We start from the raw sequence: 15,302 nt of genomic DNA, 5'->3' as shown, positions 1-15,302 counted from the left end.
GCCTGCGATGATCGAAGACGCGTCAAGTCGTGGAAATCGCGCATGCCTGTCACGCTGGATCACCTTGTCGCCAGATCAGCCAAGCTGAAGGACAATGCCGTCCTGCGCCTGGGTTCTGATGGCGCCGTCACAACGGCCGAGCGCGGCTTCTTCGGCAAATTTCTGCAGCTCTTCAGGAACACGGATGCACCCGGGACTCGCACGATGGAGCGGGACCTTCTGCACGACGTGCGGGCGAGGTACGGCAATGCCATAGCGGAGCAGGCGTTCGGCATGGTGCGTTCGGGGACTGCAGCGTCTGGAAAGCCGATCACGGCGGGGCAGGTGCGTCAGTTGGATGCCTATGTGACGCAGTTGAGCCAGCAGGAACAGCGCCAGACGGCCTCTGACGCGGCGTTGCGGTGCGCGCCGGCAGCGGCGGGCTTCGGCAAGATTGCGGCGAAGGCGGGCGTTCCGCCGGAGACTCTCAGCGTTCATCAGAAGGAGTTCTACATGGAGCTTCTTCAGCAGCGATTGACCTACGACCCCGGTGGACCGGTGACTGACAAGCCACATGTCCGGGCGCAGGCTGCGGAAACGCTGCGCTACGTCGCCAGCCTCGACACGGCGGCGATCTGCCAGAAACGAGGAGCATTGCAGTCTACGCGCGAAGCAGCAGGAGAGCTGGTGCGGTTGTTGGGGACGCGTGAGAGCGGCTCGAAGGAGCTGGCTGCTGCGGTCATGCGCTTTCATACCACGACGCTGGTGAGTGCGGTGGCCGGGAGCGGCGCGCGAGTGGTAGGCGGAGATGAAATTGCGCTCGCTAGAGACACGGCGTTGAGGCAGGCATTGGACGAATTGACGCCGCGCGAGGCGCGAGAGCGGTTCGAAGAGGCGATGTCCCCGCTGGGGGCAGGACGACCAATGCTACATGCCGCCGCTATCAACGAGGTATTCAAAGACAATGAAGTATATGCGGGTGCGCCTGATGAGGTCTACGCGCTCGCGAGGTCCGTGAAAAATGACGTTGTTTGGGCCCTGACTCGTCTGGGTGAGCGCGGCGGGATTGGCAGTGCCGAAAACGATCTTAGGGAACTGGCGAACAATAGCGGGCTTCACGCTGAAGCAGCGGGAATGTCCGGCTCAGCACGGGCCGAGGCGATATTTGGAAGCCTCAGCCAGCTGACAGATCGACATGGACGAGAAGAGGCCCGGGCTAAAGCGCAGGCTCGGGCTCAAGCTAAAGCGCGGGCTCGGGCTCAGGCTCAGGCGGAGGCTCAAGCTCAAGCTCAGGCTCAAGCTCAGGCTTATGCTCACGTGCGGGCTCAGGCCCACGCCCAACTCGACATCCCTCCGTCAAGAGTAGCTTCGCTATTGACGGTCGAAAGCAGGATTGCGGGTGCCGTAACGGATCTGGCGAGCAAGGTGGGGACTGTCGAGCAACAAGGGGGAGAAAGGGCGTTCGTCGAGACGCTTTCTTCCATCGCGGACGGCTTCATAAAAAGGAGTGGAGACATCGATGCGCTGAAGCAAGAGCTGGACACAGTGCATAAGTTTATTAGAGCCATAAGCAAGGGTGTGCCGGGACGAGCTCCGGCCGACGAGGACAGGGTGCTGCTGTCTGATCTGAGACGGTGGCGGAAGACGCTGCGGAGCCAGATCTCCATCATGGAGGCTGCTATGGCGGTCGCTTCGTCGATATCCGCGGCGGCTGGACCCGAACAGATTAATAGAGATCGGGGTATCCTGAATCAAAGGATCATTAGAGAATGGGTAGCGAGCCTCGAGCCGAATGATGCCGAAGTTTATCGGCAAGCTCTCGAGGCCATGCGGCCACAACAGATGCGTGGCGAGGTCGAAGCCGGTCCTTCATCGGGTGGGCTGTCCAGGCCGCCGATTCTGGACACTTATCTCGATACGTTAAAGGATGCGATCGACCAGCCTCGTGACATCAATAAGGGAGCGGGAGACTTCAATTCTTTCCGCAGGGATATCGAAGCCACGCTGACGGTTGTCGGCGAGGCGGCTATTCCGGCCGAGGAGCTGAAGAGATTTCCTTTGCAGAACGGAGCGCAGGTAAGCGCTCAGTTCTGGGCGGATGTGAATCGAAGCGACTATATCTTGATGGGCGCCGATGGGAACGAGGTGCACTTGTGGAATCCGAAGTTCGAAACTTCGGACGACGGTGTCGAATACTGGAAGGATCCCAAATATGAGGATAAAGTTGACCAACTCAAGTCGGAAGCGGCCCAAGCGGTTCATGATTTCATCGGTGATGCGCAATTTGCGGAGAGAGTAACGCAAATCGTGCATCAGGGCATGACTGCCCCCTTTGTGGGTCTCATAGGTGATGGGCTTACGGATGTCAGCCTTCCTGACGGCACTCCTGGTCTTCTGATGGCCAATCAAAACGACACGACTTTTCGCTGTGCGCTATCCAAGGAAGAAGATGGTTCTGTACGGGTTGATCTCAGATATAAGCTGGACAGGATCAAACACCTTGGCACCCCGGAAATGGTTTATCCCCTCGACGCAGAAAACTCCTTTTTGGATCTGGCGTTCAGTGTCCGGATCACGAGGGACGCCGTGGAAATATTGCCGGGCGAGAAATACACCTTCTCTCTCCGGCCTCTTGGGGAGGACGGATGATGCGATCTTCAGGTCTCTCCCCGAACATTGACGAAATCACAACAGCTATGAATGCGAACATGCTCAAAAACGTGAACCAGCTCCTTGAGGAGTTTGTAGCTCATGCAGGATTAGCTTCCCTGTATCTCGATGATGACGGCTACGCAGGGCTGGGCGTCAATGAGGAATTTGTCAGCCTCATGCTTGATCAAGCGAACGAGACATTGCTGCTGATGGCGCCGGTCGGCGAAGCGCCGACAACTGCAGAGGTCTACGCCAGGCTACTTGATGCCAATCTGTTTTTTGCCGAGACCGGCGGCTGTACGCTGGCACGCGATCCGGAAAACGAGATGATCGTGCTGCAGCTGCAGCTTCCTTTGGAAACACTGAATGTTTCGCGGCTCGAGACAGGCCTGACAACAATTGCGGGCGTGGTCGTTTCAGTGCGCCAGACGCTGCTGTCGGACAATGTCGGCGCAGCCACCGATGTTACCGAGTCAGCAGGGATCTAGAACGAGACGCGATGCGCGTCATCAGCGTCTAGAGCATGGTTCGAAAAGGTGGAAACGGATTTGCCCGCGGCAAAACGCAAACCGTTTGCACTGGGATTATTTTCAAAAGAAAAACGCACTGCCAATCTAAAGCTCGGCTCTGTTTAAGCCAGAACCGAATCGCGTCTGCAATGGGCTGTTGCCCGTCGAATCTCTTCAAGTGCTCATTTGACGAGCAACTGTACCCTGCACTCTCACAATCTTTTCATTGCCCGTAGTCGCAATCAGGCGCGAACGAAGCCGTTCGAGCTTGAGACAGCAAGTGTGCTTTCCTTCGAGCCATCCAAGTTGTCGTCTGCTTCATCGCGATGAAGCATATCGCGAACGCGTTCCGCCACAGCAGCGAAGCGCTGGAGGGCCTGATCGAATGCAGGAAGATCGAGGTTCGCTATGGGCAGCGGCCGCTGCAGTAGGATGGCTTTGCTCGCGGAGTCGCGAGCCAGGACGGCGCCATCAGAGCCAGCCCAAAAAAAGTTAGCGTCGAGCAGCTGACCATAAGCATCCGCTGATGGGGCAGGAACGCCCAAGGATGACAGCAGCAGCAATACCCCTCTGCTCTCATCAAGCAGCAGACTGATGAGGGTGTTATTGAGGGCGAATTCGAATCCGCCATCCTCGTCGAGCGCACAGGGAGCGAGATCGACCTGTTCGCCGAATTGCTTCAGGACGCTGTTCACTTGATCAATAAAGGTTGAGTTCATGTCGGGCTGGCTCCGGTGCTTGTAAGAGAGGGAGATGAAGTAGGTGGATTTTTCGGCTGTTGGTCGGGAGGGGGAGATGCGGCTTCCTTCAGGTAGTATGAATAGCTCGGCGTCCTCGTCAGTCCGACACGACCATTGCTCCAGATCGTCAAATTACAGTTTAATCGAAGGTAGGACTGTTTCGGGTCGAGCCATCGTTCCGCGTACGTTACGTGTGCGCCGGCCTCAAGCGGAACCCGGCGAAGAGGCCGCGAATATTGGACCGATACGGAGATGGAGTCGCTTTTTTTGTTCTTCGTGAGGGTGAACGCCAGTCGATCCTTGAGCTGCTCCCCTTCTGTGAGGTGTGTGTCCATATCGTTGATGAGCACGGTGTCATCTTGGAACGAGATGCCGATCTTGCTCAATTCTTTTTCGAGCGGAGCGATCACGCCTCGATGCAGAATGTTCGATATAGTTTCGGCTTGTGCAGGATTTCCGACGAACTCGTGCAGTTGCTCGGCTATATGCCGGGCTCCGCTCTCTCGTGCCTCGGCTGTCATCTCGCCAGTCTGCCCGGGTCCATCATATAGCTGCCTGGCGCTGTTAGATTCGAAAATGGTGTATGTGTTGTTGGTTGCTTCGTCCCAGAATAGGCGGTTGACCTTCCCGCCATTCGAGAGAGGGGTCTGTTCAAGGGCCTCTGGGTATGGCCCGCGATCGAAGGCGTTTAGAGCCTGTTCTATCTGCCCGCGCTCATTGAAATGGCCTTCCCCCTGGGCGATGCCCACGCCGGCGTCTAATCCGTCGAAGTATGCCACAAAATTAAGAATGGTATCCGCATTCGAATTGTAGGATGTGAAGTCGCCGCGCTTGAAGGCGTCGGCGTTCCACCGCCGTTGCCGCACGTTCGGAGGCAGGACACTCAGCTTGTCCATAACGGTGTCACGATACAACTTTCTGAGCTCACGTTCGCTTCTGGAGAAGCCTTTCGTTTCGATCTCCACGGCGAGGCGGATCTCGCGCATCTGGCGGACAAGGCTTCGTGACCAGTTGACGAGTCTCTCCCGGTCTTGGCTATACCCAAGTATGAAAACGGCGGGCGTGTTTGTCGCCTTATCGGAATCCATCTTACGAATTTGCCGTTGCACCGCTTGGACTTCCCGCTCCAGCGCATCGAGTTGCGGCTCCCGAGCGGCAAGGAGGTGTCCTCCGTTCCCCGTTGAATTGATGGCCCCGACGACAATGCGTTCCGCTTCAGGAGTACGCTTATCTTTTCTGAGAGCGCTACTCAGGTCTGTCAGTTCTGCCGTTCGACGGGCGGAATTTGTATAGGTCTGTCTAAGCAGGTCAGCGTTCTGGCTAAGCCACATGTCGATGTGTGGGCCGATCTGTTGTTTGACTCTTTTTGCGCCGCCTTTGACTGACTGTTCGCGCAGGTCAGGCTGGCCAAGCATCACCGCAAACTGCTCGTCCATGAACGAAATCAGCATGGCACGAACGTGCGACCAAGCCACAGGATCGTTCGGCTTTTTTCCTTTCGAATCGTTTGCGAGTTGTTGCTCAACACGATCTTTGAAAGCATTTTCTTGAAGCGGGTCTAACAGCAAGCTGTCGCGAACAACACCCATAATTCCGTCATGGAAAAGTTTCCCCGCGTCGTCCAACTTCTCGTAGCTCCGAGCGCTCTCCGCTTGGAAAGTGTTCGCGACGCCAGAAGCTGCCTGACTGCCAGAAGGTGCCTGACTAGATGAGATGTGGGAAGATGGCGTGTCTAGGCTAATGCCAATCGCAGCCGGCTCGCTGCTTGGATTGGGAGGCGCAGACGCGCTGCTTGCATCTGTTGTCCGCACGACGGGTGTCGCCGGCACGACGGGCGCCTCGCCATTGTTGTCATTGGCCGGGATGCCAAGCTGGTTCCTTTGGCTTTCTGAATCGATAGATGCTTCGACTAGCCGCATGGCGGTGCGTACGCCAGACGAACTGTCGTCAACCAGAGGAACACGGCTCGCGGCCCTCTCAAGCGCTGTAATATCCTGCTCCGCGCTTTCGACACCTCCGCGTTCACCGAGGGCGCGTAGCAATGTCCGGTTTGCGTAGTGCGTTCTCTCGCTCAACTCGGCAGCTGGATAACGGCTCAGTGGCTTTCCTTCTGCGATTATGGGTACTGCCTGCTCTTCCCTGTCTCGGGCTGTTATGAACATTAGCGTCCGGCCAGAACCACCCACCGTCATCGCGTCTTTGTAGAGGTCGCGCGCCTCCTGCGCTGGCATCGCCGACGCGGCGCTGGAAATAGCTATGCCTAAGGCGACCTTTACCCAATCATCCTTCTCTCCATGTTGCTCCCCAAACCGGGTTAGACCGATATCATTTGGGCGCTCCATCACAAGTTCCAGGAACTTGTCCAGCGAGAAAAGTAGCAGCTCCGGCTTGCCACCTTTGGCGATGTCCCGCGCCAGTTTGATGCCGGCATCGCGCACGTCGGTCAGCCATTTGTTGGACGCCTCGATCTCAGCTGCATCCATACGTGCGACATGCCGCAGTGTCCCGATAGCGATGTCTAGCTGTGCCTTCCTATTCACCACCGGGCCGCCGGCAGCCATACCGACCTGATATCGCAGCAGCTCCGTATAATGCTGCTTCTGGATCGCGCTGAGGCTGTTCGGATTTACGTCGGCCTCCCTGGCGACTTTTGCAAAGCCAAGCGCTCCCGGGGCATAGCGCATTGCGGTATCGGCCACCTCATGACGCTCATTGTTTTTGGTCAGCGCCCGCGCAAACACCTCGGCCGTGTGAATCTGACCGCGCGTGAGTGGCGTGGAATTGCCAGAGGCATCATGGGCGGCGCGCGCCAACTTAAGGGCGTCCGGACCAATCTTGCCGCCATAGCGCCATTGAAAATCATCACTCAGCCCGCTAAGTAATTTTTTCGTCCCGGCCCTATCCGAGCCGGTGAAGAATTGAACGATCTTGCCAAAGATTCCACGCGGCGCGTGGGTAATTCCACCGGCATCCAGACGGAGCGCGGCATCTTCGGACGCCCCGGTAGTGGCGCTCAAAACTTGGCGGGCCGTTATGCGGAAATCCGGCAAGTTGCGTTCCTCGTGCACGGCCCAGCAGCCACGGCTGGCCTAGGGATATCGTTTTGCGGCGTTCGCGTTCGAGACTCCTTTAATTCGGTTATTCGGTCTGGTGTCGGGGCACATCATCACTTCTGGTCATGTGCTGGGGCCTAGTCAGGCAACGTGAGCAACCGAAGAGGATAGGTGAAAAGGAGGAAGTGAATAACGTTAAATCCAAAATGGGCGAGTGTGGACGCTAGCACGCCGCCGTGGCGGTAGACGGTGCCGTAAATCGCGCCGGCGATCGAGGCGAAAACAATCATAATCGGCCCTCCGGAATAATGCAGAAAGCCAAAAGCGACAGAAGCGACTCCGAGTGCTATCCATTCCGACGCGGAAAACTTGTGAAGCACGCGGGCCAGATTCGCTTGCAGGAACCCTCTGAATAGAGCTTCCTCCGTAAAGGCTACGAGAAACAAATTGTTGAGCGCCCACAATCCAAACTCTCGGGGCATCTTCGGCGCCCAAACTACGACGTCGGTGATGAGCGCGGGAGGCACAAGTGCGACAGTGCCCGCGATGGTGCCAATCGCAGCCCAAAGCAATGATTGCGAAATGCGCGACGTCTTGTGCAGAGGCTCGTATAGCAAAAATATCGAAAGGCCGACGGCTGCCTTGTCGAGATTGAGGTACATCTTGAAGGGGTATGCGTCGCTCGTGAATTGAATAGGTCTGATAAGCACGGGGTTGCTGAATCCCGGGAGCAAATGAACCGAAAGGAGAATTCCGAGACAAATAAATGCCAAATGGAAAACGGCGCTCTGAGGCTCTCTATAATAACGGCCACTCAGGTGAGCGAGTGACATAGACAGTGCCACTGCGAGCAATCCAAGTGGATGAACGTAGCCCCAGACTGCCGCTGCTCCATATGCGAGGCAGGTCACAAATCCAGATAATATCAATGGCGATGACCAGGACAGCGCTGCGCTTAAGATCAGCAGCTCCATCAACATATATTGGATATTCGAGTGCATTGGCATTCTTCGGATTCGCTCATGCGGAGGCGCATCAATATCGTTGCGAGCGCACTCAGAATATTCGCACGCAGTGCGGTCGATGTGGTGATGTCCGTCGCAGCCCCATGGAGCAAGGCAACGCAGTTCACGATGTTACATGGCAAGAGATCATCTACACCATGAGCCATCCCTTTTCCGTCCTCACTTGTGGGGATGTGCCGGTTCCGGTTCTTGGGTGGGATTCAGCTCAGCTGTATTGGGAGCCAGAGTTTTCAACTTCCTTATGAGAGGAAGGTTTGGCATCGATGACAGAAAAGGAGATGCCTTGCCCCGTTTGCTGGAATTCGAAGAGCTAGATTTTCTCGCCACCGGGGCCTGGATTCTTGGCACGGGCGGCGGCGGTTCGCCGTATGCAATGCATCTCTGCATAAGGAAATTTTACGAGGAGGGCGGCAGCCGAATCACGCTCCTCGATCCGGACGAGCTTGCCGACGATGACTTAGTCGCGGTGGTCTCAACGATGGGCGCACCGCTTGTTTTCCTCGAGCGTATGACCGATGCGACTTTCGCTTTGAAGCCCGTGCGCGCCATGGAGGAATATCTTCGCCGCCCCTTTCGCGCGGTAATGACGGTTGAAATCGGCGGCTGCAACGCCTTCCAGCCGTTGCTGGTTGCGGCCGCGAGCGGCCTACCAGTGGTTGATGCCGATGCAATGGGGCGCGCTTATCCTGAGGCTCAGATGCAGAGCTTCTCCATCGCGGGATTGAAGATGACACCGCATGCGGTGTCTGATGTGCGCGACAACGCTGTCCTCATCACCCGCGCATCTAGCTGGCACGAGATGGAGCGAGTGCGGCGCAAAGTGTGTACCGAGTTCGGATCAGTCGCCACCACGTGTCAGGCGCCTCGGACGGGCGCCGAGGTCAAGCGCTTCTCCGTGTTGCGTAGCATCTCACAGGCCATCAACCTCGGCCGCGAGGTGCACCGCGCACGCGACGCCCACGAGGATGCGGTCGAGGCCACAGTGCGCGCGGCGGGCGGCCTCCTGCTTTTCAGGGGCAAGGTAGCGGACGTACAGCGGCAGACGACGGAGGGATTTCTGCGCGGTAACGTGCGTCTCAGCGGTCTCGACGCGGACGAAGGTGCTACGTTCGAAATTGCATTTCAGAATGAGTTCACCGTCGGTCGACGCGACGGAGTAGCGGCGGTGACAACGCCGGATCTGATCTGCGTCTTGGATAGTGTTTCTGGCGAGGCCATCGGCACGGAAAGTTTGCGCTTTGGCCAGCGGGTAAGCGTGATCGCGTTGCCGGCACCGGCAATCCATCGTTCGCCGGAGGGGCTCGCTCACGTGGGGCCGCGAGCTTTTGGTTACGACATAGATTTCCGCAGCGTGTTCGATACCACCCAGGAAGTCCAGCCATGAGCCGCATCGGCATCGACGTCGGTGGGACCAATACGGATGCGGTTCTCATCGAGGCCGGACAGGTGCTCGCCGCAGTGAAGAGCCCGACCACCGCGAATGTGGCCGACGGCGTGCGCCAAGCGCTCGCCAGCCTGATGGTGAAGGTCGCGCCGCTGCCAGCCTCGCGCCGCATCAAGGCAGTGATGATCGGCACCACCCATTTCACAAACGCTGTGATCGAGCGGCGTGATCTTGATAAAGTGGCGGCGTTGCGTATCGGCCTGCCAGCTAATGCTGGGCTACCGCCATTTATTGGCTGGCCACCGGATCTCGTTGCTGCCATGCGCGGCAGCGTGCACATGGTGCGTGGCGGCCATGAGTACGACGGGCGACGTCTGGTGCCCCTCGACCGAGCTGCGGTGCGAGCAGAGGCGTGCCGCATAGCCGATGCCGGACTTTCCGCCGTCGCAATCACCAGCGTCTTCTCCCCGCTCACAGATGAATGCGAGCGCGAGGCAGCGCAGATTGTAAGGGAAGAGGTGCCCGGTGCGCGGATCACGTCCTCGCATGAAATCGGCCAGATCGGACTGCTGGAGCGGGAGAATATCGCGCTGCTCAATGCCGGTCTCCAGAGTCTCGCACGGCGAACAACCAAGGCGTTTGCCGAAGCGGCTGCTGCTAGCGGCATCCATGCGCCGCTGTTCCTTACGCAGAACGATGGTACGATCGTGCAAAGTGCCATTGCCGAGTATCGTCCCGTCTACTGCTTTGCTTCAGGCCCGACTAACTCCATGCGCGGTGCGGCGTTTCTCTCCGGTATAACCGATGCGTTGGTGGTGGACGTTGGCGGCACTACTACTGACGTGGGCTGCCTGAAAGCAGGTTTTCCGCGCCAAGCCAATGCCGCGGTTGAACTCGGCGGGGTTCGGACGCTATTCCGAATGCCCGATCTTTTATCCATCGGACTTGGCGGTGGTACGGAGATTTCGCCTGACGGGCGGCGTATCGGCCCTGGCAGCGTGGGATTCCGCCTGTCGGAGAAGGCGCTTGTCTTCGGTGGCGATACACTGACGATATCGGATTTGGCGGTCGCTGCGGGGCGGCTCGACCTTGGCGATCGAGCAAAGCTCGCGGGTCTGTCTCCTACGTTCGTTGCACAAGGCCTTGCCCGTGCAGAGCGCATGATTGCGGACTTGGTGGATCGCATACGCGCCGACGCAGCTCTTCTCCCCCTGCTCACGGTTGGGGGCGGCAGCTTCCTAGTGCCCGACCACATCCCGGGCGTCTCACAGGTAGTCCGCATCGAGCATCATGCCGTCGCCAACGCCGTCGGCGCGGCAATCGCCCAAGTGAGTGGTGAGGTTGATCATGTCTTCACCGGCATGGAGCGCGGGGAAGCGCTGGGTCAGGCGCAGGCAGAAGCCATGCGCCGCGCGATCGAGGCTGGCGCGGAGCAATCCACGCTTCGGACGCTTGAGGTCGAGGATTTACCGATCGCTTACCTTCCTGGCAACGCGCGCCGTGTGCGGGTTCGCGTCGTTGGCGACATCAGTGTCCCCTCATCCGATCAAGCGGGACCGTAGCTAGAACTGGTGATGCGCTGAATGAGCCAAAGGGGATATGGTGAGAAACGGAGACCGCTCAGGCGATCAGCAGCTTGAGCGGTGTCTGAGGGCCATCGCAGACACTGGTGTCCCCTGCTTGCCCTCTAGAATATCAAGGCCCCATCGCGCTCCCTGCTGCGCGATGGGGTGCGGCCAGTGAGCGCTGGTCAAACATCAACTGCATTGCTTCGTGAGTGCGCACGCCCGGTGGTTAGCCATTCAGGGCATTCCCTTGGGGCACATTCGAGCGAGGTGTGCGTCAACTCATCGGAGGTCGGCTTGCAAATTACGGAACATGTCACCGCGGCCGCTCATGTCGTGGCTGTGGAGGGTCAGCTTGACAGCAACACATCAAGTCAGCTGGAGGACGTGTTGTGTGCTCGGATGCAGGCTCAGGCGGCGGTAATTGTTGACCTCAATAGGGTTCCGTATGTCAGTTCGGCTGGGCTGCGCGTGCTGCTGAAAGCAGCCAAAATCGGGCGCGGCGCGGCGCATTCGCTCGTTCTGGCCGGGCTCGCGCCTCGGGTGCTCGAGGTGTTCGAGATGAGCGGCTTTTCCAGTATTTTCCGAATCGAGCCCGACCTCGCGGCAGCCGAGGCCTCATTGGCATAGCATCATGTCGGGTCCGGTATCTGAGTCTGCATTATCTGACGAAGTGTCTGCGCAAGACACCTACTTTGTCGGTGTTAGCCCGCAACGAGCGGCTGGAGGGCTTGCGCGGCTCGTGGCGCGGGATGGGCATGTGCTGCCGGCTTCGCGCGTCTATCCTAACCGTGCCGATTTCACGAAGTTCGTCCATCCAATCGTCGAGGTGCTGAAGTGCGACGCTCACGTGGACGCGGTTGCGCTGGGCTTGGTGCTCGGTCGTTATGGCATTAGCCAGGAGCTGTCAGTTGGGCTGGAGCTACAGGCAGGGGGCGGGTTCAATGCCGCGGCCTTGGTGACCAGTGTGTTCCGCCAAGCGCGTTGGGCTGGGCAAACGGATGCTTTCGTGGCCCGCGCTCTTCCTGCCGATGAATGGACAGACAACGCTCGGCCGAGTCTGACGATCCGCTTTTGCGAGCCGCAGCGGATCGCTGCTCTTGGGCCGCTGAGAGATCGAGTGACCCAATTCCCCGGCGATGGTTGGCCGATCGACGGCTTCACCACTATCCCTGTTGGCTCCGAGACGATCGGTATGGTGCAGGGGCTCCGCTATATCTTCCTGCCCGAGATCAGCATTCGTTGGGATATGGCGCTACGTGCCAGGCTTGCAGAAGATCCGGAGGAGATTGACATCATCCTACTTGATCAGGCGGGCAAGATCGGTCGCATGTGCCGCGAGCTAAGCACCATGCCGATGGTGGCGGATGCGCGGCTGCAATGGTTTGATGTGATCGTCGGCGGCAATGAGGATTACGACATCACGATTGCGACGCTGGCTCGGGAAATAACGGCGCGGAGCGCCGTGGAAACCTCTATGACCCGGAAGCCATTCTCGGAAATCCTCAATCTGTGCAGTGTCGGCGTATTGAGGCAGCGGCTCGGTCTGTTTGAAGAAGTCCGAGCGGTCCCCACCAAGGTCGCCGGAAGATCGCCAAGGGGAGCTTAGGAAATTCGATGCCCACCATCCGCGCCCCACGCTGCCGCTATGGCTGACCTGAGTCAGAATCTATTTCAGCGCTACAACCGCATCATGGGGCGAGCGCTGTTGGGCGTGCTATTAGCCACGGCCGCCTTGATATACCTGCAAGTAGAACGCAATCTCTACGCCATCAAGGAAATGCTGGTCGAGCGCATGCAGGAGCATGCTACTGCGCTCGACGCCATACTCGAGCGCACGAGCGACGGCGTCAGCACGTTACAATTTGCAGCCCAACAATATTTGCGAACGCATCTTGATACAGAAGCGCCGTCACCGCTCCTGCAACAACTGCTAGCTTCACCTCGAAATGGTATGCTGCATCTCGACGTCCCGCCTGCTCCATGGGGCACCGGCGATCTCGGCAATCTCACCGGCTATGATAATCCGTTAGACCCGAGTAGGCGGCGGGAGTTGGAGATGGCTCTGTCGCTGAATCCTATGTTGGCAGCGATTAAGGCAGACAACAGCAGCGCAGCCTGGTTTTACTACACATCCGCCAGAAACTTCATCAATATCTATCCGTGGATTGACTCCCGAAAATTCAGCTTCGCGCCATCGCTCTATCGAGAAGATTTCTTCTTACACGGCTTGCCCGCGGCAAATCCGAAGCGGAGTCTGTTCTGGACGACTGCTTATCTGGACCAAGTCGGTCTCGGTCTAATGGTGACCGCGGCGGCTCCGGTATATGAGGGCGATACTTTCCGAGGCACCGTCGCAATCGACATGACGCTGGAAGACCTGAACCGGTTCCTCGGCCGTTGGAAATCACCCTTCGGAACTCTGTTTGTTGCAAGCATCAATGGACAACTTCTGGGTCACACCACGCTGGTAAAACGCGATGCGGGATCAGTGCTAGGGGTCGAGGCCGCTCTGCCAAAGGTTTTGCGGCCAGATTCGACCGCACTCCTCACGCAAGCTGAGGGCATCCTGACACTGAGCCACGGCTACTACGTGATGAGCCAGACACTGAGGCATACTCCATTCCGGCTGGTACTCTTGGTGCCGCGCAGAGAAATCGTGATGTCTGCGTTGCAAAATGGTCTTCTCGCGGCGGCGCTGCTGGGTGTTGGGCTGACGCTGATGCTTGCGGTGGCCACTTGGCTGACCCGGCGGGAATTCATTGGGCCAGCAGCGCAGCTGGTTCACTATATCGGTGAGGAGAGCCGTGGCGCCGCAGTAGCGATTCCTCGCGTGCCACCGGCATGGCAGCCTTGGTTTGAAACTATCCGGCGCGTGTTCAACGCTCATAGTCAGTTGGTCTCGATTCAGCAGGAGCTGGACGTCGCCCGGCGCATGCAGCAGTCTATTGTTCCAACCCGCTTTCCGAGTAGGCCCGACGTACAGATTTTTGCCCGCATGCTGCCCGCAAAGGAGGTCGGCGGCGACTTCTACGATTATTTCTGGCTAGATGAACGGCGTATCGGAGTGGTGATCGCCGATGTTTCGGGAAAGGGCGTGCCTGCGGCGCTATTCATGGCGGTGTCGCGAACTCTCCTACGCGCGACTGCGCCAGCGGCTGCGACACCCGCGGAATGCCTTGTGCAGGCGAACAATCTGCTCAGCCAAGATAATGACGCGACGATGTTCGTGACCGTATTCTATGGAATTCTCGACACCGAAACTGGACGAATAGAATACGCCAATGGCGGACATAATCCGCCGTTTATCGTGACATCAGATGGAGATGTTTTGTCCGTTCCGAACTGCAACGGAATTGCGCTCGGCGTGATGGAGGGGGCGACTTATAGCGAGGGCAGTGTGATGCTGGCTTCCGGCTCGGCTTTGCTACTGTATACCGATGGCGTCACGGAAGCTTTCGACGTTGACGGCCAGGAATTTACGGAGCGACGTCTAATCGAGACGCTTGCCAACTGTAGCAATACAACCCCGAATGAGCTGGTTGGATCGATAATCACGACGGTCCACGACTTTGCCGGGGAAGCGCCGCAGGCGGATGACCTGACATGCCTCGCGATCCGTTACGTCGCGTACGCGCCCGAACTGGGGGACGAATCTGCATGAGTGGCGAGCTGTCGCTCCGCTTGCATCTGGAAGAAGGCACGCCAAAGCAGATGCCTGAGATCATCGCGGAGTTTTTGTCCGTACACGATCTACCCGAAGGATTGTTGCAGCCCTTCGCGGTCGTTTTCGACGAGATCCTCTCCAATATTGCGGCGTACGGCTACCCGGAGGTCTCGGAGAAAGTCGTCGACGTCCGATTGTCGATCAAAGATGGCGAGATACGTGCCGAGGTTGAGGACGGTGGAATCGCCTTCGATCCGCTGCAGATACCCGATCCCGATACTACGCTGGACGTTACAGAGCGGCCGATTGGCGGCCTCGGCATATTGCTGGTTCGGAAACTGATGGATCGGGTGACTTACGAGCGGCGCGACGGCCGCAACGTCTTACGCTTCGCCAAGGCGACGCTGACGAGCTGATTTTCTCTCGGTCTCGAAAGTGCCGGACACGCAACCTGCCATCGATTTTTCAACTCGCGGGCGACGAGATTGGGCGCACACAAGCGTTGCATTACTAGAAGTAGTGATGCGCGGCGATGTCCATGTCGAATAAGATTTTCGACGTGGATTGCACATGGTTGGGCGCTCGATGCGTCAACTATGTCTTCTCAAGGGATCGCGGCCCGTGTCGACGATGCAAACAGCAGGTATCTTCAATCTCCTGTCGTGGAAGGAGAGAAGAGGCGCGGCTCGTCGATGTGTAGGTGATGCGAATGCGCAATGTGGACCTGT

At 58.1% G+C, this 15,302-nt stretch carries 11 protein-coding genes; 8 read left to right on the top strand and 3 right to left on the bottom strand.

The window, feature by feature from the left end; all coding sequences use genetic code 11:
* The first annotated feature begins 42 nt into the window (after window positions 1–42).
* A complete protein-coding gene (locus HYPMC_RS16115) occupies window positions 43–2,628 on the top strand; it encodes a hypothetical protein (RefSeq protein WP_013949095.1) in 2,586 nt (861 codons plus the stop codon).
* The gene (locus tag HYPMC_RS16110) at window positions 2,625–3,119 is read left to right on the top strand and encodes a type III secretion system chaperone (protein WP_013949094.1); all 495 of its coding nucleotides are present in this window, start codon (window positions 2,625–2,627) and stop codon (window positions 3,117–3,119) included. Before HYPMC_RS16115 ends, HYPMC_RS16110 begins: the two co-directional genes overlap by 4 nt.
* A gap of 263 nt (window positions 3,120–3,382) precedes the next feature.
* On the opposite strand, the gene HYPMC_RS16105 is transcribed toward HYPMC_RS16110, so the two are convergent.
* The 3 genes from HYPMC_RS16105 to HYPMC_RS23810 form a co-directional block, all read right to left on the bottom strand.
* Window positions 3,383–3,859 carry a type III secretion system chaperone gene (locus HYPMC_RS16105; protein WP_013949093.1) on the bottom strand — a complete coding sequence of 159 codons (477 nt, stop codon included), beginning with the start codon at window positions 3,857–3,859 and terminating at the stop codon, window positions 3,383–3,385.
* Complete coding sequence (locus HYPMC_RS16100) at window positions 3,856–6,930, bottom strand: efflux RND transporter permease subunit (RefSeq protein WP_013949092.1); 3,075 nt, start codon at window positions 6,928–6,930, stop codon at window positions 3,856–3,858. The genes HYPMC_RS16105 and HYPMC_RS16100 overlap by 4 nt, the downstream gene beginning before the upstream one ends.
* A gap of 140 nt (window positions 6,931–7,070) precedes the next feature.
* The gene (locus HYPMC_RS23810; RefSeq protein ID WP_157135462.1) at window positions 7,071–7,934 is read right to left on the bottom strand and encodes a CPBP family intramembrane glutamic endopeptidase; all 864 of its coding nucleotides are present in this window, start codon (window positions 7,932–7,934) and stop codon (window positions 7,071–7,073) included.
* 265 nt (window positions 7,935–8,199) lie between these two features.
* Between HYPMC_RS23810 and HYPMC_RS16090 the strand changes: the two genes are divergently transcribed.
* The 6 genes from HYPMC_RS16090 to HYPMC_RS16065 all read left to right on the top strand — a co-directional run bounded on the left by HYPMC_RS16090 (window position 8,200) and on the right by HYPMC_RS16065 (window position 14,990).
* Window positions 8,200–9,342 carry a DUF917 domain-containing protein gene (locus HYPMC_RS16090; protein WP_013949090.1) on the top strand — a complete coding sequence of 381 codons (1,143 nt, stop codon included), beginning with the start codon at window positions 8,200–8,202 and terminating at the stop codon, window positions 9,340–9,342.
* The gene (locus tag HYPMC_RS16085) at window positions 9,339–10,904 is read left to right on the top strand and encodes a hydantoinase/oxoprolinase N-terminal domain-containing protein (RefSeq protein ID WP_013949089.1); all 1,566 of its coding nucleotides are present in this window, start codon (window positions 9,339–9,341) and stop codon (window positions 10,902–10,904) included. Before HYPMC_RS16090 ends, HYPMC_RS16085 begins: the two co-directional genes overlap by 4 nt.
* Window positions 10,905–11,204: 300 nt before the next feature.
* Window positions 11,205–11,537 (top strand): STAS domain-containing protein, encoded by a 333-nt coding sequence (locus HYPMC_RS16080; protein WP_013949088.1) that lies wholly within the window; start codon window positions 11,205–11,207, stop codon window positions 11,535–11,537.
* Between the two features lie 4 nt (window positions 11,538–11,541).
* Entirely contained in the window at window positions 11,542–12,516 is a 975-nt protein-coding gene (locus tag HYPMC_RS16075; RefSeq protein WP_013949087.1) for a hypothetical protein, read from the top strand.
* A gap of 39 nt (window positions 12,517–12,555) precedes the next feature.
* Window positions 12,556–14,571, top strand: a complete 2,016-nt coding sequence (locus HYPMC_RS16070) for a SpoIIE family protein phosphatase (protein WP_013949086.1) — start codon at window positions 12,556–12,558, stop codon at window positions 14,569–14,571.
* Window positions 14,568–14,990: an ATP-binding protein gene (locus HYPMC_RS16065; protein WP_013949085.1), complete on the top strand. Its 423-nt coding sequence runs from the start codon at window positions 14,568–14,570 to the stop codon at window positions 14,988–14,990. The genes HYPMC_RS16070 and HYPMC_RS16065 overlap by 4 nt, the downstream gene beginning before the upstream one ends.
* Window positions 14,991–15,302: the final 312 nt, after the last annotated feature.

Source organism: Hyphomicrobium sp. MC1, from assembly GCF_000253295.1.
Lineage (GTDB): Bacteria > Pseudomonadota > Alphaproteobacteria > Rhizobiales > Hyphomicrobiaceae > Hyphomicrobium_B.
The sequence above is the reverse complement of the archived record's forward strand: the minus strand, read 5'-3'. Positions and strand labels throughout refer to the sequence as shown.